Source organism: Bacillus sp. DC4300-2b2 (assembly GCF_049895685.1).
GTDB lineage: Bacteria > Bacillota > Bacilli > Bacillales > Bacillaceae > Bacillus > Bacillus safensis.
The window spans coordinates 149,328-170,120 of record NZ_JAFCSW010000004.1; the positions used below are offsets into that span (position 1 = coordinate 149,328).

At 42.3% G+C, this 20,793-nt stretch carries 20 protein-coding genes; 7 read left to right on the top strand and 13 right to left on the bottom strand.

Annotation, left to right across the window (positions count from 1 at the left end; genetic code table 11):
* Positions 1–60: 60 nt before the first annotated feature.
* A complete protein-coding gene (locus ACP69X_RS14640; protein ID WP_041088995.1) occupies positions 61–825 on the top strand; it encodes an MBL fold metallo-hydrolase in 765 nt (254 codons plus the stop codon).
* A 42-nt stretch (positions 826–867) separates the two neighbouring features.
* Here the strand turns inward: ACP69X_RS14640 and ACP69X_RS14645 are convergent, their stop codons facing one another.
* On the bottom strand, positions 868–1,197 hold the full coding sequence (locus tag ACP69X_RS14645; protein ID WP_041089315.1) for a YckD family protein: 330 nt from the start codon (positions 1,195–1,197) through the stop codon (positions 868–870).
* 181 nt (positions 1,198–1,378) lie between these two features.
* On the opposite strand from ACP69X_RS14645, the gene ACP69X_RS14650 reads away from it, so the two are divergent.
* A complete protein-coding gene (locus ACP69X_RS14650; RefSeq protein WP_041088993.1) occupies positions 1,379–2,251 on the top strand; it encodes a transporter substrate-binding domain-containing protein in 873 nt (290 codons plus the stop codon).
* Between the two features lie 12 nt (positions 2,252–2,263).
* A complete protein-coding gene (locus ACP69X_RS14655; RefSeq protein WP_041088991.1) occupies positions 2,264–2,941 on the top strand; it encodes an amino acid ABC transporter permease in 678 nt (225 codons plus the stop codon).
* 117 nt (positions 2,942–3,058) lie between these two features.
* Here ACP69X_RS14655 and ACP69X_RS14660 read toward each other — a convergent pair whose 3' ends face one another.
* The 5 genes from ACP69X_RS14660 to ACP69X_RS14680 form a co-directional block, all read right to left on the bottom strand.
* Positions 3,059–4,357, bottom strand: coding sequence for an arsenic transporter (locus ACP69X_RS14660; RefSeq protein WP_039176390.1), 1,299 nt, complete (start codon positions 4,355–4,357; stop codon positions 3,059–3,061).
* A gap of 132 nt (positions 4,358–4,489) precedes the next feature.
* Positions 4,490–5,722, bottom strand: a complete 1,233-nt coding sequence (locus tag ACP69X_RS14665) for a PucR family transcriptional regulator (RefSeq protein WP_426052798.1) — start codon at positions 5,720–5,722, stop codon at positions 4,490–4,492.
* Positions 5,723–5,848: 126 nt separating this feature from the next.
* Entirely contained in the window at positions 5,849–7,396 is a 1,548-nt protein-coding gene (gene pruA, locus ACP69X_RS14670; RefSeq protein ID WP_426052799.1) for an L-glutamate gamma-semialdehyde dehydrogenase, read from the bottom strand.
* Between the two features lie 23 nt (positions 7,397–7,419).
* On the bottom strand, positions 7,420–8,337 hold the full coding sequence (locus ACP69X_RS14675) for a proline dehydrogenase family protein (RefSeq protein WP_099662881.1): 918 nt from the start codon (positions 8,335–8,337) through the stop codon (positions 7,420–7,422).
* Positions 8,338–8,498: 161 nt separating this feature from the next.
* Positions 8,499–9,269, bottom strand: coding sequence for a nucleotidyltransferase domain-containing protein (locus ACP69X_RS14680; protein ID WP_426052800.1), 771 nt, complete (start codon positions 9,267–9,269; stop codon positions 8,499–8,501).
* Between the two features lie 92 nt (positions 9,270–9,361).
* On the opposite strand from ACP69X_RS14680, the gene ACP69X_RS14685 reads away from it, so the two are divergent.
* A complete protein-coding gene (locus ACP69X_RS14685; RefSeq protein ID WP_024424319.1) occupies positions 9,362–9,676 on the top strand; it encodes a hypothetical protein in 315 nt (104 codons plus the stop codon).
* 35 nt (positions 9,677–9,711) lie between these two features.
* Here ACP69X_RS14685 and ACP69X_RS14690 read toward each other — a convergent pair whose 3' ends face one another.
* Positions 9,712–10,668: an acetylxylan esterase gene (locus ACP69X_RS14690; protein ID WP_426052801.1), complete on the bottom strand. Its 957-nt coding sequence runs from the start codon at positions 10,666–10,668 to the stop codon at positions 9,712–9,714.
* Between the two features lie 247 nt (positions 10,669–10,915).
* Between ACP69X_RS14690 and ACP69X_RS14695 the strand changes: the two genes are divergently transcribed.
* The gene (locus tag ACP69X_RS14695; protein WP_426052802.1) at positions 10,916–11,701 is read left to right on the top strand and encodes a carbon-nitrogen family hydrolase; all 786 of its coding nucleotides are present in this window, start codon (positions 10,916–10,918) and stop codon (positions 11,699–11,701) included.
* Between the two features lie 243 nt (positions 11,702–11,944).
* On the opposite strand, the gene ACP69X_RS14700 is transcribed toward ACP69X_RS14695, so the two are convergent.
* Entirely contained in the window at positions 11,945–12,862 is a 918-nt protein-coding gene (locus ACP69X_RS14700; protein ID WP_426052828.1) for a LysR family transcriptional regulator, read from the bottom strand.
* Positions 12,863–12,978: 116 nt separating this feature from the next.
* On the opposite strand from ACP69X_RS14700, the gene ACP69X_RS14705 reads away from it, so the two are divergent.
* The gene (locus ACP69X_RS14705; RefSeq protein WP_039176365.1) at positions 12,979–13,752 is read left to right on the top strand and encodes a class I SAM-dependent methyltransferase; all 774 of its coding nucleotides are present in this window, start codon (positions 12,979–12,981) and stop codon (positions 13,750–13,752) included.
* A gap of 226 nt (positions 13,753–13,978) precedes the next feature.
* On the opposite strand, the gene ACP69X_RS14710 is transcribed toward ACP69X_RS14705, so the two are convergent.
* From ACP69X_RS14710 to ACP69X_RS14730, 5 genes are all read right to left on the bottom strand, one after another.
* Entirely contained in the window at positions 13,979–15,355 is a 1,377-nt protein-coding gene (locus tag ACP69X_RS14710; protein WP_410558878.1) for an MFS transporter, read from the bottom strand.
* Positions 15,356–15,475: 120 nt separating this feature from the next.
* The gene (locus ACP69X_RS14715) at positions 15,476–16,483 is read right to left on the bottom strand and encodes a LacI family DNA-binding transcriptional regulator (protein WP_039176360.1); all 1,008 of its coding nucleotides are present in this window, start codon (positions 16,481–16,483) and stop codon (positions 15,476–15,478) included.
* Positions 16,484–16,560: 77 nt separating this feature from the next.
* Positions 16,561–17,508, bottom strand: a complete 948-nt coding sequence (locus ACP69X_RS14720) for a dihydrodipicolinate synthase family protein (protein WP_144490702.1) — start codon at positions 17,506–17,508, stop codon at positions 16,561–16,563.
* A 344-nt stretch (positions 17,509–17,852) separates the two neighbouring features.
* Positions 17,853–18,410 (bottom strand): shikimate kinase, encoded by a 558-nt coding sequence (locus tag ACP69X_RS14725; protein ID WP_003214270.1) that lies wholly within the window; start codon positions 18,408–18,410, stop codon positions 17,853–17,855.
* An 85-nt stretch (positions 18,411–18,495) separates the two neighbouring features.
* Complete coding sequence (locus tag ACP69X_RS14730) at positions 18,496–19,269, bottom strand: IclR family transcriptional regulator (RefSeq protein WP_039176354.1); 774 nt, start codon at positions 19,267–19,269, stop codon at positions 18,496–18,498.
* A 148-nt stretch (positions 19,270–19,417) separates the two neighbouring features.
* On the opposite strand from ACP69X_RS14730, the gene ACP69X_RS14735 reads away from it, so the two are divergent.
* Positions 19,418–20,776, top strand: a complete 1,359-nt coding sequence (locus ACP69X_RS14735) for a hypothetical protein (protein WP_426052803.1) — start codon at positions 19,418–19,420, stop codon at positions 20,774–20,776.
* Positions 20,777–20,793: the final 17 nt, after the last annotated feature.

Consider the following 20,793-nt stretch of genomic DNA (forward strand, 5'->3'; position numbering starts at 1 on the left):
TGTCACATAGAACTCTTTTAATATACTGTAAACTTAATCAGAAAAAAAGGAGGCCTTTTTATGAAAATTACACTCATTCGCAATGCTACTTTATACCTTCACTATGGTCATTCAACTTTTTTAATCGATCCCTTTTTGGCAGCAAAAGGAACATATCCACCGTTCCCTCATACAGCAAATCAACATTTGAACAACCCTATTGTGGAGCTACCTGTAAACATTGATTTAGACAGTCTATTACATCCAGATGCTGTCTTACTCACTCATTTACATGTGGACCATTTTGACGATGAGGCCAAAAGGAAATTAGCTCAAGATGGGCCAATTTATACTCAATCGGAGAAGGATCGAAAAGAAGTTGAAGAAGCTGGATTTCAGCATGTCACATGCATTGAAGATGAAATGGACATTTGCGGCGTTCATATTAAACGTACAGGTGGACAGCACGGAACGGGAGACACGGCGAAGCGGATGGGGCAGGTGAGCGGTTTTGTTTTCTCTCACCCTGATGAACCTACCCTTTATATTGCAGGTGATACCATTTGGTGTGATGAACCGAAAGAGGTTGTGAATACATGCAAGCCAGACGTCATTGTGGTCAATAGCGGAGCTGCTCAATTTTTAGAAGGCGATCCGATTACCATGACTAAGGAAGAAATTTTAGACATTCACCGTTCTCAGCCAAAAGCTCAAATAGTCGCCTGTCATCTTGAAGCTGTGAATCATTGCTTGTTAACAAGAGCTGCTTTAGAAGCTTACATTCAAGAGCATCATGCAGATCAAGCCATTTTTGTCCCTCAAGATGGGGAAAGTCTCACCTTCTGATCACAATAAAAAACCGGCACCTCGCTGCCGGTTTTATCATTATTATGGGCGATGGTGCTGTGGTTTTTTCAGCAATGGAACAAATCCGTTCTTTTTCAAATGAGTGTAATGCTCATCCATTCGTTTCGTGATGTGTGTGCCTTGTTCCTTTGTTAACACGCCATACTGTACATATTTCTCAATGACTTCTTTTCGCTTAGAAAGAATTTGCTGCTCAAGGATTTCAATTTGTTTTTGTTGTTCTGCTGTTAATTTCACTTGGTGTGTCACCGGACGCTTTTCCATTTGAGGTGTTTCTCCATGAGCCGTTTCTATCTGAAAACCAAATAACAGCAACATCGACAAGATGATCAAACCACTTATTTTTTTCATCATTGTTGTTCCCTCCTTTATTCGCCTTTATTTTGCGCTCACTTTCCTTTTTTATACATTATTTCAACACGCGAATTGCTTATAATATTCTTACTTTTTCACTTTTCTTCTGAAAACGTTGTCCTTACAGAAAAAGCATGCTATGTTTTGTTTTGTATCAAAAATAGAGGAGGATTCTTAAATGAGTCGTTTTTATCATAAAAAACCTATATGGATCATGCTAGTTGTATCTGCTTTTATCCTTATCATGTCTGCTTGCAGTCAATCAGGCCCATCTCAATCCGGAGACACAAAGTGGGATGAGATTAAAAAGAAGGGAAAAATCGTGGTTGCAACTTCAGGCACCCTTTATCCAACTTCTTATCATGATACTTCTAATGGCAAGGATCGATTAACTGGCTATGAAGTAGAAGTTGTCAAAGAAGCGTTTAAACGTCTTGATGTGAAAGTAGAATTTAAAGAAATGGGTTATGACGGGATGCTGAGCGCCATTAATTCTGGTCAAGTTGATGCCGCTGCAAATGATATTGACATCACAGATGATAGAAAAGACAAGTTTGCCTTTTCAACCCCTTATAAATATTCCTACGGAACGGCTATCGTACGGAAAGATGATTTATCTGGCATTAAAACTTTAAAAGACCTAAAAGGAAAGAAAGCAGCAGGTGCTGCCACGACGATTTACATGGATGTCGCTCGTAAGTACGGTGCAAAGGAAGTCATTTATGATAATGCGACAAACGAGCAATACTTAAAGGATGTTGCAAACGGCCGAACAGATGTCATTTTAAATGATTATTACTTGCAGACACTAGCTCTTGCTGCATTTCCTAAATTAAATATTACGATTCATCCTGACTTGAAATACATGCCGAATGAACAAGGTTTTGTCATGAAGAAGGACAACAAAGAGCTTCAAAAAGAATTGAATCGTGTATTAAGCGACATGAAAAAAGACGGAACAATGAAAAAGATTTCTGAGAAATTCTTTAATCATGCAGACGTCTCAAAGAAAATTGATGCTGATGTCGAAGATGTCGACATTTCCAAATAAGGAGCCGCAACCGTGGGAGATATTCATTTAGAATATATATTTAATCCTGCACTGGCAAAGGCGTCATTTCCGTTTGTCATGAAAGGCATCTGGCTGACGCTGCTCATTTCCTTTGTGAGCATGTTTTTTGGTACCATTCTTGGTTTTTTTATCGCTCTTGCCAGGATGGCGAATTCATGGATTCTTAAGCTGCCTGCACGGCTGTATATCTCATTCATGCGAGGCGTGCCCATTCTGGTGATTTTGTTTATTCTTTATTTTGGGTTCCCTTATATCGGCATTGAGTTTACAGCAGTCACTGCCGCCATTATTGGGTTCAGCTTCAATAGTGCTGCCTATATTGCAGAAATTAATCGGGCGGCCCTCTCCTCTGTTCCAAATGGACAGGTGGAAGCCGCTAAATCATTAGGTCTCAGCTATTGGCAAACGATGCGCGGTGTCATTTTGCCTCAATCCGTCCGCATCGCCTTGCCGCCATTGACCAATGTCATGCTTGATTTAATCAAAGCTTCCTCACTGGCAGCGATGATTACTGTACCAGAGCTCTTCCAGCAAGCAAAAATTGTAGGCGGACGAGAATTTGATTATATGACCATGTATATTTTGGTCGCACTCATTTACTGGGGCATTTGCAGTGTCGTCTCATTGCTTCAGGACTTTTTAGAAAAACGCTATGCGAAATATCTGTAGCAAAAAAAGAGCAGATCTCATGGATCTGCTCTTTTTCAGCGTGATAGAAAACCTTTGCAGCCCTAAGCACCGGAGCGCAGACCTGCGGGCGAATGCGAGGGTTTGTCTACACGATGATTAATGAATAAGCCATAACCACACATATAATCCGAGTAAAGTGAGGATCAAGGTTGGGATGGTCAGGATGATTCCGGCTTTCATGTAAGCCCCCCAAGAGATATGAACGCCTTTTTTCTTTAAGACATGAAGCCACAGCAATGTCGCCAATGAGCCGATTGGGGTCATTTTCGGTCCAAGATTGGAGCCGATAACATTGGCATAAATCAGTCCGTCTCTCATGACACCTGCTGTATCTGTATGTCCAATGGCAATCGCATCAATTAAAACGGTCGGCAGATTGTTCATCACAGAGGACAGCACTGCGGCAAGTACACCCATAAACATCGTTCCTGCAAGCAAGCCATGTGAAGCCCCTTGTTCAATCCATGCCGCCAAAATTTCAGTAAGGCCAACATTTTTCAGTCCATATACGACGACATACATACCGATCGAGAAAAACACAATGGACCACGGCGCTTCTTTAATTACTCGCTTTGTCGCCACTTGCGGACTTCTTCTCGCCAGCCACAAGAAAGCAAGGGCAATCCCGCCTACAATAATGGACACTGGAACACCGATCAGCTCGCCCGCAAAATAACCAACAAGCAGACAGCCAAGCACATACCAAGACAAACGGAACATACGGATATCTCGAATAGCTGATGCCGGCTCTTTCGCCTGTGACAGATCGTAGGTTTTTGGGATAAGCTTTCGGTAAAACACATACAGAACCAGCATGCTCGCCCCAAGCGACACAAGGTTTGGCACGAACATATTCGCTGTATATTCTAGAAAACCAATATGAAAATAGTCGGCTGATACGATATTGACCAGGTTACTAATGACAAATGGCAAGGAGGTTGTATCTGCAATAAAGCCGCTTGCCATCACAAAAGGCAGCACCATGCGCTCATCCAGCTTCAACGCTCTCACGACAGATAAGACGATTGGGGTCAAAATCAGTGCCGCTCCATCGTTGGCAAAAAAAGCAGCCACAACAGCGCCGAGCAATGTTAAATAGATAAACATGCGGACACCGTTGCCTCTTGCGGCTTTTGCCATATGCAGTGCAGCCCATTCAAAAAAACCGATCTCATCTAAAATTAACGAAATGATAATAATACCAATAAAAGCAAAGGTGGCGTTCCATACAATTTGCGTGACTTCCCACACATCGCCCAGATGAACGACGCCAAAGGCAAGCGCAAGAATGGCGCCCCCACATGCTGACCATCCTATGGTGACACGTCCTGGCTGCCAAATGACAAGGACGAGGGTCATGATGAAAATCAAAATGGCTAAGGTGACTGAACCCAAAGGTGGCCCCCCTTTCATTTTTCTCATAAAATCTTTATCTATCATACAACGAAATACATCAGTTGTATGCCATTTTCGCATTTCACATGAAAATCCGCAGGTGATCCGTGCACCTGCGGATTCCATCATATATTATTGATCTTTTTTCATCAGCATCAATTCAATAAATAACTCACATCGCTGGCTAAAATGACTTAAGTCGATCGACGTCATGTCAAAAATTTGTTTCATTCGATAGTTTAATGTATTTTGATGAATAAACAACTGCTCCGCTGCTGGCTTTAGCTTGCAGTTATTCAATAAGTAGACTTCAAGCGTTTTTAAAAACGAGGTTTGACTTTCGCGGTCTTTTTCCTTCAAACGTAACAAATCTGGATTGAAGTCATTTTTCTTTTTTTGATGGCTGTAAATGGAGTCTAAAAACCGGAAGACCCCTAAATTCTCATAATCATATGGAATCAGGTCTTGTCCTCCAACAATTTTCACTGCCTTGACGACCTCTATCGCTTCAAATCGACTTGTACTCATTTTCATGACATCACGATACTCTCTTCCCATTCCGATATACAAAGGGGAGGGATGTGCATGCGTTTTTGATTGCAGATGTGCGATGACATCAGCGGCAGTCGCTTTCGGTGAGTGCCGATCTGACAGGCTGCCTAATATAACCACGATATCTGCTTGAACCGAATAGACGTGATTCACTTTATCCTCTAGCTGCAAATACGTTCGAATGACATCCTTCACATCTTCTGCCGTCTCACTTTTGTTATCGGCAGCGTGCACGACCATAACGGTAAATACGGCTGGCAGTGGAATGCTTAAGTTCTCAGCCTCCCATTTCAGCTCTTCTTCTGTATAAAAATGATCATCCATGACCTTTTTGAAAAACTCTTCAATCTTGCCTTCCTTTTTCTCAAGCTGTTTCTTATTCTTATAAATCACTTTTCCAACCTGAAAGGAAGCTTCGTGTAAAAATTTCAGCTCTTCCTGAGTGAGGGAGTCCTCAATGTCCTGCACCCAAATAAAGCCTACTACCTCTTGTTTATGCTTGGCGCTCACAGCCACCCGCCGATTAAATCCGAGCTCGTCATGACCGCTCACATAAAAAGGCTTTGATTCCGCGAAAAGCCGCTCGATTACCCCTGTTTTCTTTAACCAATCGACCACAGCCCCCGGACATTCCTTGGAGAAAATCGTTTGCTGATTGACTGGGTCAAACTGCTGAATGCTGTAAGAATTATAAGCAAGGAGCTGACACTCTGTGCTTTCTAAAATGACTGGCTTCTTTAAATACCCGCTAATAAATGCAATTAATTTATCGACATCAAAAAATGTATGCAGCTTTTCTAATATCTCTTCCATCCCGATTGCTCCCTGATTAAGTGATACATTTATCATACTTCTTTCCAGTCAGATTTGTATAGAAACAAGTCGCAGACAGGCAAAAAAAGCATGAACCCATCAGTGCAGGTTCATGCTTTTTCCATATTAAAACATTTCACTAATCGTTTTTGCCTGCATGTGCAGAGCTAGGTAATCTGGACCGCCTGCTTTTGAATCCGTTCCTGACATTTTGAAGCCGCCGAATGGGTGGTAACCAACGATGGCACCTGTGCAGTTACGGTTAAAGTAAAGGTTCCCCACATGGAACTCCTGCTTCGCACGGTTGATGTGATCACGATTATTCGTAATGACAGCCCCTGTTAAACCGTATTCTGTGTTATTGGCTACCTCAAGTGCTTCATCAAAGCTTGAGACTTTCGAGAAAGCCAACACTGGTCCAAAGATTTCTTCTTGCATTAAACGGGAAGTCGGCTCAAGATCTGCAAAAATGGTCGGGTGGATAAAGTATCCTTCCGAATCATCACTCGTTCCGCCAGTGACTAAGCGGCCTTCCTGTTTGCCAACCTCGATATAATCCGTGATCTTGTCAAAGGACGCTTGATCAATGACAGGTCCCATGTAGACATCCGCAGAAAGCGGATTGGCTGTTGTTTTCGTTTCTGTGATTTCCTTCACTCGCTCAACCACTTGGTCATACAGCTTCTCGTGGACGACTGCCCGCGATCCAGCTGAACATTTCTGACCTGAAAACCCGAAGGCTGATGTGAAAATGGCATTAGCCGCTAATTCAACATCTGCATCCGCATCAACAACTACTGTATCCTTACCGCCCATTTCAGCAATGACACGTTTTAAATGCTGCTGGCCTGGCTGCACTTTTGCCGCGCGTTCAAAGATACGTGTCCCTACTTCTCTTGATCCAGTGAATGTAATCAGACTTGTTTTCGGATGATCTACTAAGTAATCCCCAACTTCTGCTCCGCTTCCAGGGACAAAGTTGACAACACCCTTTGGAAGACCGGCTCGCTCAAGCTCTTCCACAAAACGGGCTGCAATGACAGGCGTCGCACTTGCTGGTTTTAAAACAACTGTATTCCCAGTGACGATTGGCGCTACTGTTGTTCCTGCCATGATGGCAAATAAGAAGTTCCACGGCGGAATGACGAGTGTCACGCCAGTTGGTGTGTACACATATTGATTGCGTTCCCCTTCGCGGCTGTTCACTGGTTTGCCTTTCGCCAGCTCCAGCATTTGACGAGCGTAATACTCTAGGAAATCAATCGCTTCTGCTGTATCTGCATCTGCTTCATTCCAAGGCTTTCCTGCTTCTTTTACAAGAAGGGCTGAATACTCGTGCTTTTTACGGCGAATGCTTGCCGCAGCACGGAATAATACGCCTGCTCTTTCTTCAGGAGACGTATAGCGCCATGTTTCAAATGCTTTCGCTGCTGCTTGAACCGCTTGTTCTGCCTCTTCCTTCCCGGCCTTTGATACAGTTCCAACCACTTCATCCTTTTTCGCTGGATTGATTGAAACAATCTTGTCCTTCGTTTCAATTCTTTCTCCATTAATCACGAGCGGATAGGTTTGACCAAGTGATTCTGTTACTTTAGCTAATGCTTGTTCAAACGCTTTGCGGTTTTCTTCCTGGCTAAAATCCGTGAATGGTTCATGCTTGTAAGGTGTTGTCATTTTTGTCACGCTCCCGTTTCAAATTATTTTTTCGTCATCCCTTTTAAAGCAAAGGCAATGTTTGCCGGCCGTTCCGCAAGACGTCTCATGTAGTAGCCATACCACTCTCGTCCATACGGCGTATAGACCCTCATTTGATAGCCTTCTTTCACAAGTGCTTGCTGCGTTTCTGATCTCATGCCGTACAGCATTTGAAATTCGAACTGACTTGTCTGTATATTGTGTTTTTTCACAATATTTTTCGTGAACTCAATCATTCGATCGTCATGTGTCGCAATGGCTGTATAGTTCCCTGAGAGCAATTGCTTTTCGATCAGCTTTTGATAATTCTGATCGACGTCTTTTTTGTTTGGATACGCCACTTCGGCGGATTCCTTATAGGCACCCTTTACAAGTCTTAAAAATGGATGCAGCTTATTTAGGTCATCAAGATCCTTTTCTGTTCTGTACAAATACGCCTGCAAGACCGTACTGACATACTCATATTGAGATTTCATCTCTTTAAAAATGTCCAGCGTTTTTTGACAGCGCTGTTCATCCTCCATATCGATTGTCACCATGATACGGTGCTTCTCTGCCGTATCTAAAATCCTTTTCATATTGCGATACACAAGGTCATCGTCAATATCCAGGCCAAGTGATGTCATTTTGAGTGACACGTGAGAATTGAGTCCCGCCTCTGCAATCCGCTGAATGGTTTGAATACACTCAGTCGTCCGTTCATTTGCAATCTCTGCCTTTGTGACAAACTCACCAAGGTGATCAACTGTCACAGCCATTCCTTGGTCATTTAATCGTTTGATGACAGGGATGGCACTCTCAAAGTCCTTCCCTCCGATGATTTTCTTAGATGCAACAGCACTTCCCCAATTACGAGCAATATGGTTCAAGAGACTGCTCTTTGACAAAAACAAGAAGAAATTTCTTGTGACCGACTCCATAAAGGGCACCTCCCACTCTTTGTAAGCTATGTCTTTATTGTAAGGCTCATAAGCTGTCCGCTACAATATTTGAAGATGACAAAAATTCTGACTTTTTTTGTGGTTTTATCACAATAACAGATAAAAAAGAGCCTGCCGCGATCCGGCTGGCTCTTCCCTGCTTACGCCCACACCTCATCAAGGGTAGACTGCAGCAGCTCATTTAATTCTTGCATCAGGTTGTCTTTCGGCTGATTGTAGCTTTTCACCAATTCATCAAATCGCTCGAGCTCTTTGTCGATAAATGGATGGACATAAGCGAGGCGGTTTTCTATATCCATTTCTTCGCCGTCCATTTTACGTTTGAGCAGCTCATGGATTTCCGCTAAAAGCGGTCCTTCCTCCACTAGTTCCTCGAGCAGTTCATGAAAGTCCATCGGCGGAACCGTCCGGTAGCGTTCAATCCACTGACAGGCAAGCAGCGGACGAAGCACATAGAAATACTTCTTGATTCGCACCTGCTCTCCTCGTAAATGCCTGCTTTCATTCCGCTTCGCCATATTGAGGTAATGATACATCAATGCTGCAGGATAAAACGCTCGATCCTTTAATTCTCTTAGCTGCTTTGCCAAAGAGAAGGATTCAGCATAGATGATGTCAGAAGACAGCCATTCCATGATGGACGGATTCGATTTATTGAATAAGCGAAGTGCCTTTCTAAGCTCCCAGCCGCTGATATCAAGCATGTCATCAATCGGCCGTTCAATGACATCACGATGCTCTTCCATCGCCCAATACCATTCTTTTCGAGGCACATATAAAAAACGAACATCGTAGTCACTATCAGTCGAGGGGAATCCCCATGCTCTGCTGCCTGATTCGACCGCGAGGCAAATCTTGACGTCATACGTTTCTTCGATGATTTTCAGCTCTTCCTTGATTCTCTCTCTCATCAACCATCAACTCTTTCTATAGAAATCTGCATGACTTCATCACGATTTGGTAAAATACGAATAAGACATATATGAAAAAGGAGTTGGATCTCATGTCTATATCTCGCATCATGAAATGGATCACCGGGATTTTTGAAGCCTGTCTTGCCATCCCTGTCATCGGAGGACTATTTATTATTAGCAATGGCTATTCACCGCTCATGGTCATGCTTATTCTGCATATTATCACACTCGTCTTATCGAAGCGAGACCAAGGACCAATGATTGGCAGCATCATTGGGATTATCACATCCTGCCTCGCCTGGATTCCGATACTCGGATTCATCCTGCATATCATCACAGCTCTTGCCCTCATTATCACAGCGTTAGTGCCTGATGAAAAAACGAGGCAGAATACGAGTTATTAAAAAAGAGGCCCTCCTAGAGCGGCCTCTTTGTTCTTTTATTTGAGCAAATGCTTTTGTAAGAAGGCGAGCTTCTCTGTTTGAAACGCCGGGATAAATTCGTGTCCAAAATAGCGATATATCTTCAGGTCTTTTTCTGTTTCTAAATGGTTGTATGCCGCAAACACAGTAGATGGCGGGGTTATTTTGTCAATCAGCCCGATCGCCATCAATGTTGGCTGTTTGACCCATCCAGCTAAATTGATTAAATCAAAATAGCTTAATGTCTCAAATGCCTTTTCTTCCACTTTTGGATCACTATTTCTTCGAAAGTATGAATTGATTTCTAAATAAGGCTGCTCCAATGCCACATCCACTGCACGCTCGAAGTTTGATAAGTAAGGGTAATCTGCCACGACGACCTTCGGAATGTCTGAAAGGGCTGCGGCGGCTACCGCTAATGCACCTCCTTGGCTTCCACCAATCACGCCGATTCGGTGTTCATCTACTTCGGGGAAGGATTGAACCACTTCGAGTGCACGGACGGCATCTAAATAAACGCCGCGATAATAGTAAGTCTCCTTGGATAAAATACCTTTTGTCATCCATCCCAAAGCGTGACCGCCTGGTGTCACTGACGTATCTTCACTGCCGCCTTGACCGCGGACGAGCATACCAAATGTCGCATAGCCATGCAGCGCCCAGTTGACAATGTCGTGAATGCCGCCATCATAGCTGGCATTATAGCCATGAAAACGAACGAGCGCTGGATGCGGACCTGATTGATCTGGTACCGCGTACCAGCCTTCAATTCGAGAATGCCCAAAGCTTTGATACGTCAGGCGGTACACCTTGACCCCTTTCACTGGATAGTCATAAGGTTCAAGCGCTGGATCTGCCTTCACTTGACGCAGTTCTTCAAGAGATGCCTTCCAAAAGTCTGAGAAATCAGGACGTGCTGTTTTCTTTGGTTTATATTTTTTTAGATCTTCTAATGATAAATCGAACAATTGCATATCCTACTATTCCCCTTTGTTTTATTAGTTATATATATCATACCACTCATTTCTTGATTGAGAAAGTCATTTAACAAAACCTTCTGACATTTCTATTGGCAAAGATGATGGAAACCTTTATGATAAAGAAACTGACCATAAAGACTAGATGTTCTCAGACAGAATCATCCTTTACAATATATTCATGAAGATGATCGATCGTTCATGAATTTTCACATGACATATAGCGAAAAAAGGAGGAATCCCTATGAAAATCGCCCTTGTCCAAATGGACGTACAAATTGGAGAACCTGAAGTGAATTTTAAAAAAGCAGAAGCGTTTTTAGAAGAAGCGGTCCGCGAGCAGCCGGATCTGATCATTTTACCCGAAATGTGGAATACCGGCTACGCCCTTGAGCAAGCCGATCAGCTTGCGGATGTAAACGGTGAACGCACAATACAGCTCTTTTCCTCCTTTGCCCGTAAGCATCAAGTGTATCTCATCGCAGGCAGTGTATTAAATAAGCGGACAGAAGATGAAAACATCACCAACACGATGTATGTCTTTAACCGCCAAGGTGAGCTTGTGTTAGATTATGATAAAATTCATTTATTCCGCTTAATGGATGAGCACAACTATTTAACCGCTGGTGATCAGCTTGGTTTATTTGACTATAGTGAAGATGTGAAAATTGGCGCGATGATCTGCTATGACCTCCGCTTCCCGCAGCTTTCTAGAACACTTGTGAACAAAGGGGCGAAGATCCTCGTCAATACAGCGCAATGGCCGTCAGCCAGAGTGGATCATTGGCGCAGCCTGCTCATTGCAAGAGCGATTGAAAACCAGTCATTTATGATTGCTGTAAACAGAACAGGCACAAGCAGAGACACAGAATTCCCTGGACACTCCATGGTGATTGACCCACTCGGCCGCATACTGCTTGAAACACGCGGTGACGAAGACATTTATTATGCTGAAATTGATCTTCAGCTTGTGGATGAAGTCAGGAAGCAAATTCCAGTTATGACGGATCAGCGTCTGGACTTATATTAAAAAGCAGGGTCCTCCCCTGCTTTCAGCGTGTAGACAAACCCTCGCATTCTTTGTCAGGTCTGCGCGCCGGTACTCACGAATGTCAAATTCGCTCCGTTCCGGTGCTCGTCCTTCCTAGACTGCAAAGGTTTTCTATCACGCTGAAAAGAAGACAAAGGGCTAAAATCAAGATCATTTTAGCCCTTTGTCACCAATCTTAAAGCAGGGTGCCCCCCTGCTTTTTGCGTTTAATTAAACGTTTGTTTAAGCTTTCCCTTGATTCTGATATAGGTCCATGAAGGCTTGAGCGGCGTTCGTTAAATACCTTTCTTCCACATATGCAAACACAAGTGTGCGGGTTGGGCATGAATCAATTTGCAAATAAGTGACTTGGTTCCTATCCTCTTGTGCCACCATTTTCGGCACAACGGTCACTCCTAATTCGTTTTTGACCATTGCCTGTGCTGTTTGAATATGGCTTGTTTCAAAAGCCACTTTTGGCTGAAAACCGTGATGACGGCACAGTTCTGTGACCACTTGCCGAAAACCGTATCCCTCTTTCAACAAAATAAATGGGATACCTTCAAGAAGCCGAAAGGGAACGATTTCGTGACCGGTCTCTTTTTGCCCTGCCTGCTCAATGATCTCGTTCAATGCCTCTGATAACCAGGGCTGAGCAGCTTGCGGAACTGCAAGAAGGAGCGGCTCTGTCAGCATTTGTTTCGTTTTCAATGATTCGTGCTCGACAGGCATCGATAAAATAGCCAAATCCAGCTTTCCAGCCAATAGAAGTTTTTCGAGCTCACGCGGAGACTCTTCTATCAGTTGAACGTGAACATGAGGATACGTTTGACAAAAGGTTTTTAATAAACCGGGCAAGACATATCCCCCTGTCACTGCTGGCGCTCCAATGTTCAGCTCTTTCCCGATTTCATAAGCTGCTTCTCCCATTTCACGCAGCAAATCATCTCTTTCCTTCAAAATATTCTCAGCCCTTTTAATGAATCGTCTCCCTTGAGGTGTGGGCGTTACTTGTCCATATTTTCGAATAAATAGTGGTGTGTCTAATTCCTCTTCCAGCTTCTTTATTTGCTGGCTTAGAGAAGGCTGTGCAATATGAAGTTGATCCGCTGCTTTTGTAAAACTTTGCTGCCGGTACACTTCTATGACATATTCCATCATTCGTATATCCACTTTCATCACCTCATAGGTTTTAACTATTCATGCCATATCTTTTATGTCTTAGACAAATAACAGAAGGAATTCTACGATAAAGAGACCACAAAGGGGGAAAAGAAATGAATCCATATGCTAAAGCAGAGAACCAATTCTCACAAAATGCCGAGAACTATCGAGATTCACCTATATTTGCAGCCGGAGAAGAGCTGGAATGGATGAAAACAGCAGCAAATGCGACGGGACATGAGCATTTACTTGATATTGGCTGTGCGGCAGGACATACCGTTTTTTCCTTTTCAGACGTCATCTCTAAAGGAATCGGTATTGATGTCACACAAAAGATGATCGAGGTTGCTGAAGCACTTGCTGAAGAACGCCAGCTGACCCACATTACTTTTGAGCAGGCAGCCGCAGAAGCATTGCCCTTCTCTGATGAATCATTTGATTTAGTGACGTGCCGATTTGCCGCTCACCATTTTCCAGACCTTCCGGCAGCCATGTCTGAAATCAGCCGAGTCTTAAAAAAAGGCGGCCAATTTCTGCTCGTCGATCATTATGCACCTGAAAACACTGCACAGGATTCATTTATTAATCACTTAAATAGACTGAGAGATCCCTCTCATGTGCGGGAAAGCTCGTTATCAGAATGGAAAGAGCTTTTCGCAGCAAACCAATTGACTCAAAACGAGATTCGTTACTGGGATCTGCACATTGATTATCAGGACTGGATTATACGTGGACGCGCACCAGAGAACGTTCAAAAGGAGATCGTTTCCCACCTTCAAGCCGCAGACCCTGACACAAAGCAGCTGTTTCAGCTTCAATTCGATGCACAGCATCAGCCCATTTCTTTCTGTTTAAAAGCTGCATTGCTTCAAGGAATCAAGCATTAAACTGATAGAAAAAGTCTACCATCGTCGGTAGACTTTTTTATTTCAAATATACATCTTCACAGGTATTGCTTTTTACGTTTGTGACACGTCCCTTCTCACGACAAGAAGGGCTACATCATGTTTCTATTATATGATAAATGAACGGAGATAGGTGAGGCATTTTAGATTCTCTGAATAAAAAAAGAACCTACCCTCTTTGGAATAAGTTCTTTACTGCAAACGTAACTTACGGTGCAATATCCTCTAATACTTTCTCGCGCGTTTCTATCATTTTAAAAGCAAGAATTGCTCCCACTACAGTCACACTTGCAAAAAGAATAAAAATAGTTGAAACACCGCTTACCTCTAAAATAAAACCTATCATAATAGGAGCGATCGCTGAGGCCAGCCTAAGCCACGCTGTAGCAAATGCCGTTCCAATCACCCTCATACGTGTTGGATAAATTTCGGGTGTATATAGATAGAGAAGAACTGTAATTGTTCCCATCATTCCGTAAGCAGCAGACCCTAAATAAATGACGCTTTCTGGAGAAGTCGCTCCGCTGATCCATAAAGCCGTTAATAAAACACCTGTTAATACAAATGCAATGGTTGCCCAGCGCTTCCGTCCTACTTTATCAATTAAGAATGCACAAGCGAATACCCCTATGGTCTGTAAAATATTTGTGAGAGATGCTGCCCTTAATGAATCTCCGACTGGCAAATGGTAAACAGTATTATAAAGACTCGGTAACCAGTTATTTAAACCATTCGATACAAAGTAGGCAGAAAACCATAGTCCCCATACGATCAATGTTCTTTTGCGATAAAAAGTTGAAAATAGCTCTTTCCAGTCGCCCTTTTCAGTACTGCTGGATACTTGATTTGCGACAGGCATTCGTTTGTCAGTACTAGCTTCAATTTCTTCAATAATTCTTTCGGCTTCATCTAACCTGCCTTTCGAAATAAGCCACCTTGGCGATTCACGCAGCATGAAAAAGAATACAAAGACGATTAAACCTCCAATGCCTCCAATCAAGAACATCCATTTCCACCCAAAGCTAGGTACGACAAATGCGCCAATTTGAGCTGAGATCATTAATCCTAAAGGAAAAATCATCTCATAAAGCATAAAAAATCTACCTCTTCCTTGGGCTCTGGACAACTCATTAATATATGAGGCTGCTACCGGCACCTCTCCTCCAACTCCAATTCCTTGTATAAAGCGGAAAATAAAAAGGGCCATAAAATTACCTGAAAATACACATGCGATACTCATAATAGACATGAGGAACACCGTCCACTTTGCACTAAATACACGGCCGCGCCTTTCTGCTAACCATCCAAAGAAAATAGCACCTATCGCTTGTCCGATATAACCAGACCCAATAAGAAGGCCAATTTGAGCAGGTGACAAATTCCACATTCCGATGAGAACCGGGAGAACAAACGCTAAAGATAGCGCATCAAACGCATCAAAAAAGGTAGCAGATCCCATAATGATCCGAGGTTTTAAATGCCACCTCGAAAAAGGTACACTTTCCATCCTAGTCAATAGTTGTGAAGCTCTATCAACAACTTGCCCACCTTGAGAATTTGAATTTCCGCTGAGTTCTAACGTCATAGTATCTCCTCCTTATTAGAGGAAATGATGCAAAAGTACATGCCGAAGACCGCTAAAGAAATCGCTTACATTTTAAATCAAGAGAAATTCTGTAGCGTTCATACGAGTTTTCAGCATCTATCAATTCTTTTTTGGCGTTCCAGTGGTGCCACGATCTATATAATACATAGGGAAGATATGCTCCATCGCTTCTAACTGTTCTCCTTCCAATAACTGTGTGAGTAAAGAAACAGCTTTTCTTCCCATTCCAACTAAATCAACATGAACAGAAGATAAAGAAGGGGTTAGAAAACTTGCAATAGGCACATCATCAGCACCAACGACAGACAAATCATGAGGTATTGACACATTTGCGTTATCTGCCGCTTTCATGACCCCCATCGCCAAAAAATCTGAAGAGCAAACAACTCCAGTCATGTGCTGGTTTCCTTGAAGAAATTGAGAAACCACTTCTACTACTTTTCCCCCATCAAATTCATCTAACTCAAACACAAGCTCTTTGTTCATTGTTAATCCTAAACTTTTCAGTGTACGCTCGTACCCCTTGTAATACCTCACACTATGCATCGAACTCATTGGACCATTGACCAGCCCAATGGTTCGATGACCTTTATCAAATAAGGCCGTTACAGATTGACAAACACCTTCTTCATCATCTGGCCTGACACATGGAAATGGAGAATCCTCTAAGTAACTTCCGACAACGATAATGGGAATAGCCAAACTTTTTAACCAATCCATGCTCAATTCTTCATTTCTTGGAGAAAATAAAATGGCACCATCTACAGCCTGCGTCTCAAGTAATCGCTGCTGTTGTACAGATGTAAATGACATCAGCATATTGAATTCGGTCTCATCTAATTCCTTCGCTATTCCATCTAAAATCGTTGAAAAAAATGGATTATTCAAAATATATGAACCGCGGGGAACCACTACAGCGATATTCCCAGTCTTTCTTTTAACGAGCCCTCTCGCTCCTAAATTAGGACGGTAGCCTAACTCATCAATCACTTGTTTGATTCTTTCAGCCGTTTGAGCACCTACTCCTGGTTTACCACTTAATACTCGGGAAACAGAGGCTATAGATACTCCTGCTTTCAATGCGACATCTTTAATACTTACTGACACATTTCATACCTCCGGGAGTCTGTTGTTTTATACTCTATTATAACCTGACTCACCTTCATCATGAAATCAATGGTCTGTTATCTACTGACGTTTTCCTTAAGCAAACCAACACTTTGAAGGCCCTGACGAATCTCTTCTTTTTCCTTTTGAGTTAAAGGTAATACCGGCTTCCTCGCAAGCGAACTGCTGATCAAACCTCTCTGGAACATTGCTTCCTTCATTCGCAGATGAGAGGTAGAGGAAGGTTCATCCATTTTATACACAGCATGCTTTAATTCAAAGATTCTATCGTACACTTTATTAGCCGCTGCAAGGTCTTGTTCTTCCACACAGTTGACAAGTTCAGCGATCAAATCCGGCACAAAACAGCCGAAACCGACAAGCGCACCATCAATCCCTTGAACTAATGTTGGCAATAAATATTCATCGTGACATGTGAGCAACGATACATCTGGTGCATGCTTTTTTAGTGCGCGCACATCGACTTCATATTGTGCCATGTCTCTTTGACCGATTTTAAATGAGACAACGTTTGGAATCTCGGACATTTCTAATAATTGACTGGTTGTATAAGAGGTTTTTGTCCATGTTGGATATTGATGGACGATGATTGAAATGTCAATTGCTTCTGCAACATCTTTAAAGAATTGGACAGGTGATTCAGGCTGCATACCGAATCTCAGCCATGAATGCGGCGGCATGAGAAGAATACCTTCTCCGCCAGCTTCTTGAACTGCTTTTGCATGTTGGATCGCTTCAATTGTCCCTTCAGCTGAAACCCCTGAAATGACAGGTACCTCTCCCTTTAATTCGTCGGCTGCAATGCGCACAGCCTCAGCTCGTTCATGTGGCAGCAAAGTCATAATCTCTCCAGTATGTCCATTGACAACAATCCCGTTAATCCCTTCGTGCTCCGCCACCCAGCGAACAAGCTTACGAAAAGCAGGTTCATCAATTGAATAATCATCTTTAAAAGGAATTAAGACTGCCGGGAATACACCGCTCCATTTTTCTTTATTTTTCATCAACAAATTCCTCCCCATTCGATTATAGTAAACGTTTACGGTAAGCGTTTACGTAAACAATCATAGAATGTCATCAGCAAAGATGTCAACACTATTTTTTTAATATTATAATAATTCAAAAAACTATTATGGAATTTTAGATACTATTTTATTTTTTCAAAAAAGAAAAAGATCTATATCAAAAACCTCATCATCATGAACTGATTGAAGTAGGATCACCGCTTTTTCCGAACGGCCATACACCAAATAAAGGATAAAAATATTTTGATTGTCAAAACATCATCATATGTACAAAGAGGAAAGGAATCAATAGAAAAAAGTCTACCCTAAACGGTAGACTTTTTTTATTTCGAATATAAATCCCAGCCAAGCTTGAGTGTGTCCACAATATAATTGGCGACTTCCTCAGCCTCTAAATGATCTGTTTCCACTCTGGAGTTATGAAGAGAATAAATTTCCCGGCGTTCTTCAAACAGCTCTTTCATCTCATCAAGCGTCCGGTTGTGAAGAACAGGGCGATTTTCGATTAAAATATCCAGCCGCTGCTTCCAATTCTCCCAAGACAGGTCTAGGAAAAGAACGGTACAATGCTTCAAGCAGGCGCGTTTGATTTCCTCCTGTTTGAATGCACCGCCTCCAAGGGAAACGATCTTGAGCTGTGTATGTTCACATAAATCGACGATATAATCCTTTTCAGCCTGCCTGAAGAATGCTTCTCCTTTTTGCTGAAACATCTCTGGAATCGTCATGTTGTACTTTTTCTCAATCTCCTGATCGACATCAATAAAATCTCTATATAGCTTTTTGGCAACCAGCTGCCCAATGGTTGTTTTTCCAACACCCATAAAGCCAATGAGGACAATATTCCGCTGTCTTACAGGAATTTCTCTATTGATTTTCATGGTCGTGACACGTCCTCCCTACGACAAGGAATGCTACATAATGTTTCTATTATATGATAAATGGAGCGCGAAAAGATAGACCATCTTAAAAATTGTGTTTAACGACGTAGCCGAGCTGTTCAGAGAGCCTCTGTGCCTGTTCTTTCACTTTTTGCTGCAGTTGGGGAATGACTTCTTCAGTAAACCGATGGGTTGGACCAGATATGGATAAACAAGCTTTCACTTCCCCATGAATATTAAAGATTGGTGCCGCTACTGCCGCAGATCCTACCTCTCGTTCATCGATACTGCAAGAAGTATACGTGTCAAGAATATGTTTACGTTCCTTTTTCCAGTCGTCTCCCATCACATGATCAGCCTCAGCCGCAAATACTTTTTGTTGAAATTCTTCACTTTGAAATGCCAATAATACCTTTCCGCCTGCACCTGCGTATAATGGCAGCTTCTCACCAATCTTGACAAGATGCCGAATCGATTGCAGCCCTTCCGCTTGTTCAATACAAACCCTGCTTGTTGAATCGAGTACATACAGGTTGACGGTTTCCTTTGTTTCATCACGAAGTGCGTACATGAGTGGTTTAGCCAGTTCTCTCAATTGAATGGACTTCCCTGCAATGTACCCGAGGAGATAAAGCCTTTGACCCAATCGGTATTTCATTGTTTCTTGATTCTTTTCCACAAAATGATTCATTTCAAGTGCCTTGAGCAGTCTCGTTGTCGTAGACATTGCTAAATTCATCTCTTTTGAAATATCCGTTAGCGTCAGCTCTTGACGTTCTTCACTAAAACAAGAAAGAATATCCAAAGCGCGCTGAACCGTACGCAGTCCTGATTCTTCTTTTGACTTCTTATCAGCCATGTTCACTTTCTCCTTTTCCCCTTTGATTTCTTATCGACATAAACGATCGATTTTGCTATAATCCATTTTAAATGTTCCACTAAAAGAAAACAAATTCTACTAGACGGAATAAAATCAATTGAAGATGTTTGATGGAGGAGATATTTGAATGTACCTGGTCGTTTTTACACTTCTGATTAGCTTATATATTGTTCATCAACTATTTCCTGCTCCCATACTCTCCTACTTTGTTGGTCTGCTGGCCGCTATCTCGCTCACCATTTCTTTTAAGAAAGCCAGTGGGCTTTATTTGAAAACAGGTGCTGTGTTTCTCATCATTGGTTTGATCTTATTCTTCTTATCCGGCCAGCCATTGCATACGTTTGTTCTTCACTTTCATTCCATGCTAGGCTTGCTTTCTCTATTTTTCATGCTGCCTTTTATTCATTCTCTCATACATGTTGGACATTTCGATACACAATTAAATAAACTGCTCACACTGCATACAACGAGTCCAAACCAGCTTTATCGCAAGAGTTCATTTGTCACTCATATTCTTGGCATGTTTTTAAATATCGCGACGATCCCCTTACTATATACATCACTCAAACCGTCGCTGGAATCCCTAAAAAAACAGGTGCAGCAACATCTTTATACACGCAACCTCTTAAGGTCATATGCATTATGTTTAAGCTGGAGTCCTGTTGAAGTGCTAGTCAGCGTCACCATTGATGCAACCAAACTAAAATATTATCAAATTGCACCCATTACTTTTGGTTTAATGATCGTGGTGCTGGCGGCAGATTGGATGCTTTTTTCTCGGCAAAGCAAACGATTACCAAACATCATTCAGTCAGCACAAACAAACTCCAATCCTCATCGAATTAAGCGAAAAACCCTTCAGCTCGCTTTCATGCTGCTTAGTTTTATGACAGCCGTCTCACTTGTCGATGCATGGATTGGAAAAGGCTATCTATTTGCTGTTGTGCTGACAATTATTCCATTTGCTCTATTATTCTCATCTGTTATCAAAAAAAGAAAACAATATATAGCGGTCTCTGTGCCTCATTGGAAAGAAAGAACCAATCAGCTCTCCAACTATATGTGTCTATTTTTAAGTGCCGGCTTCTTTGTCGATATGCTGCTTGCCACAAACAGTATGCAGCCGATTCAAGCATTTATTGTCAGTATAGCAGACCATGCCATTTGGGTTTATTGTGTCATCGGGTTGTATTTTCTGATCACCGCTCTTTGCGGTTTTCACCCGCTCGTCTCGCTTGCTTTATTAGTCAGCATGATGACACCTGTCATTCATGAACTGCCTGCTCTTCCCATTGCTATCATGCTGATCGTTGCTGGCACATCAACTGTTATGTTTAGCCCTTTTAATGTTTCTGTCTCCTTATTGGCAGATTTGATGAAGGTCAACCCTTACCGTATCACTCGGTGGAATATTTGGTTTGCTGGCTTTTATATCAGCATGGGTATCACATGTGCAACAGTTATCACCGTTATTTTTTATTCATAAAAAAAGAGAACTCGTCT

Excerpts from the sequence above, each read along its gene's own strand:
- ACP69X_RS14725 (WP_003214270.1), bottom strand. The coding sequence starts at position 18,410 with ATGAAAATCAATAGAGAAATTCCTGTAAGACAGCGGAATATTGTCCTC.
- ACP69X_RS14690 (WP_426052801.1), bottom strand. The coding sequence starts at position 10,668 with ATGCAATTGTTCGATTTATCATTAGAAGATCTAAAAAAATATAAACCA.
- ACP69X_RS14675 (WP_099662881.1), bottom strand. The coding sequence starts at position 8,337 with ATGGAGTCGGTCACAAGAAATTTCTTCTTGTTTTTGTCAAAGAGCAGT.
- ACP69X_RS14735 (WP_426052803.1), top strand. The coding sequence starts at position 19,418 with ATGTACCTGGTCGTTTTTACACTTCTGATTAGCTTATATATTGTTCAT.
- ACP69X_RS14650 (WP_041088993.1), top strand. The coding sequence starts at position 1,379 with ATGAGTCGTTTTTATCATAAAAAACCTATATGGATCATGCTAGTTGTA.
- ACP69X_RS14730 (WP_039176354.1), bottom strand. The coding sequence starts at position 19,269 with ATGGCTGATAAGAAGTCAAAAGAAGAATCAGGACTGCGTACGGTTCAG.
- ACP69X_RS14680 (WP_426052800.1), bottom strand. The coding sequence starts at position 9,269 with ATGAGAGAGAGAATCAAGGAAGAGCTGAAAATCATCGAAGAAACGTAT.
- ACP69X_RS14700 (WP_426052828.1), bottom strand. The coding sequence starts at position 12,862 with ATGATGGAATATGTCATAGAAGTGTACCGGCAGCAAAGTTTTACAAAA.
- ACP69X_RS14705 (WP_039176365.1), top strand. The coding sequence starts at position 12,979 with ATGAATCCATATGCTAAAGCAGAGAACCAATTCTCACAAAATGCCGAG.
- ACP69X_RS14720 (WP_144490702.1), bottom strand. The coding sequence starts at position 17,508 with ATGAAAAATAAAGAAAAATGGAGCGGTGTATTCCCGGCAGTCTTAATT.
- ACP69X_RS14640 (WP_041088995.1), top strand. The coding sequence starts at position 61 with ATGAAAATTACACTCATTCGCAATGCTACTTTATACCTTCACTATGGT.
- ACP69X_RS14710 (WP_410558878.1), bottom strand. The coding sequence starts at position 15,355 with ATGACGTTAGAACTCAGCGGAAATTCAAATTCTCAAGGTGGGCAAGTT.
- ACP69X_RS14695 (WP_426052802.1), top strand. The coding sequence starts at position 10,916 with ATGAAAATCGCCCTTGTCCAAATGGACGTACAAATTGGAGAACCTGAA.
- ACP69X_RS14645 (WP_041089315.1), bottom strand. The coding sequence starts at position 1,197 with ATGAAAAAAATAAGTGGTTTGATCATCTTGTCGATGTTGCTGTTATTT.
- ACP69X_RS14685 (WP_024424319.1), top strand. The coding sequence starts at position 9,362 with ATGTCTATATCTCGCATCATGAAATGGATCACCGGGATTTTTGAAGCC.
- ACP69X_RS14665 (WP_426052798.1), bottom strand. The coding sequence starts at position 5,722 with ATGGAAGAGATATTAGAAAAGCTGCATACATTTTTTGATGTCGATAAA.
- pruA (WP_426052799.1), bottom strand. The coding sequence starts at position 7,396 with ATGACAACACCTTACAAGCATGAACCATTCACGGATTTTAGCCAGGAA.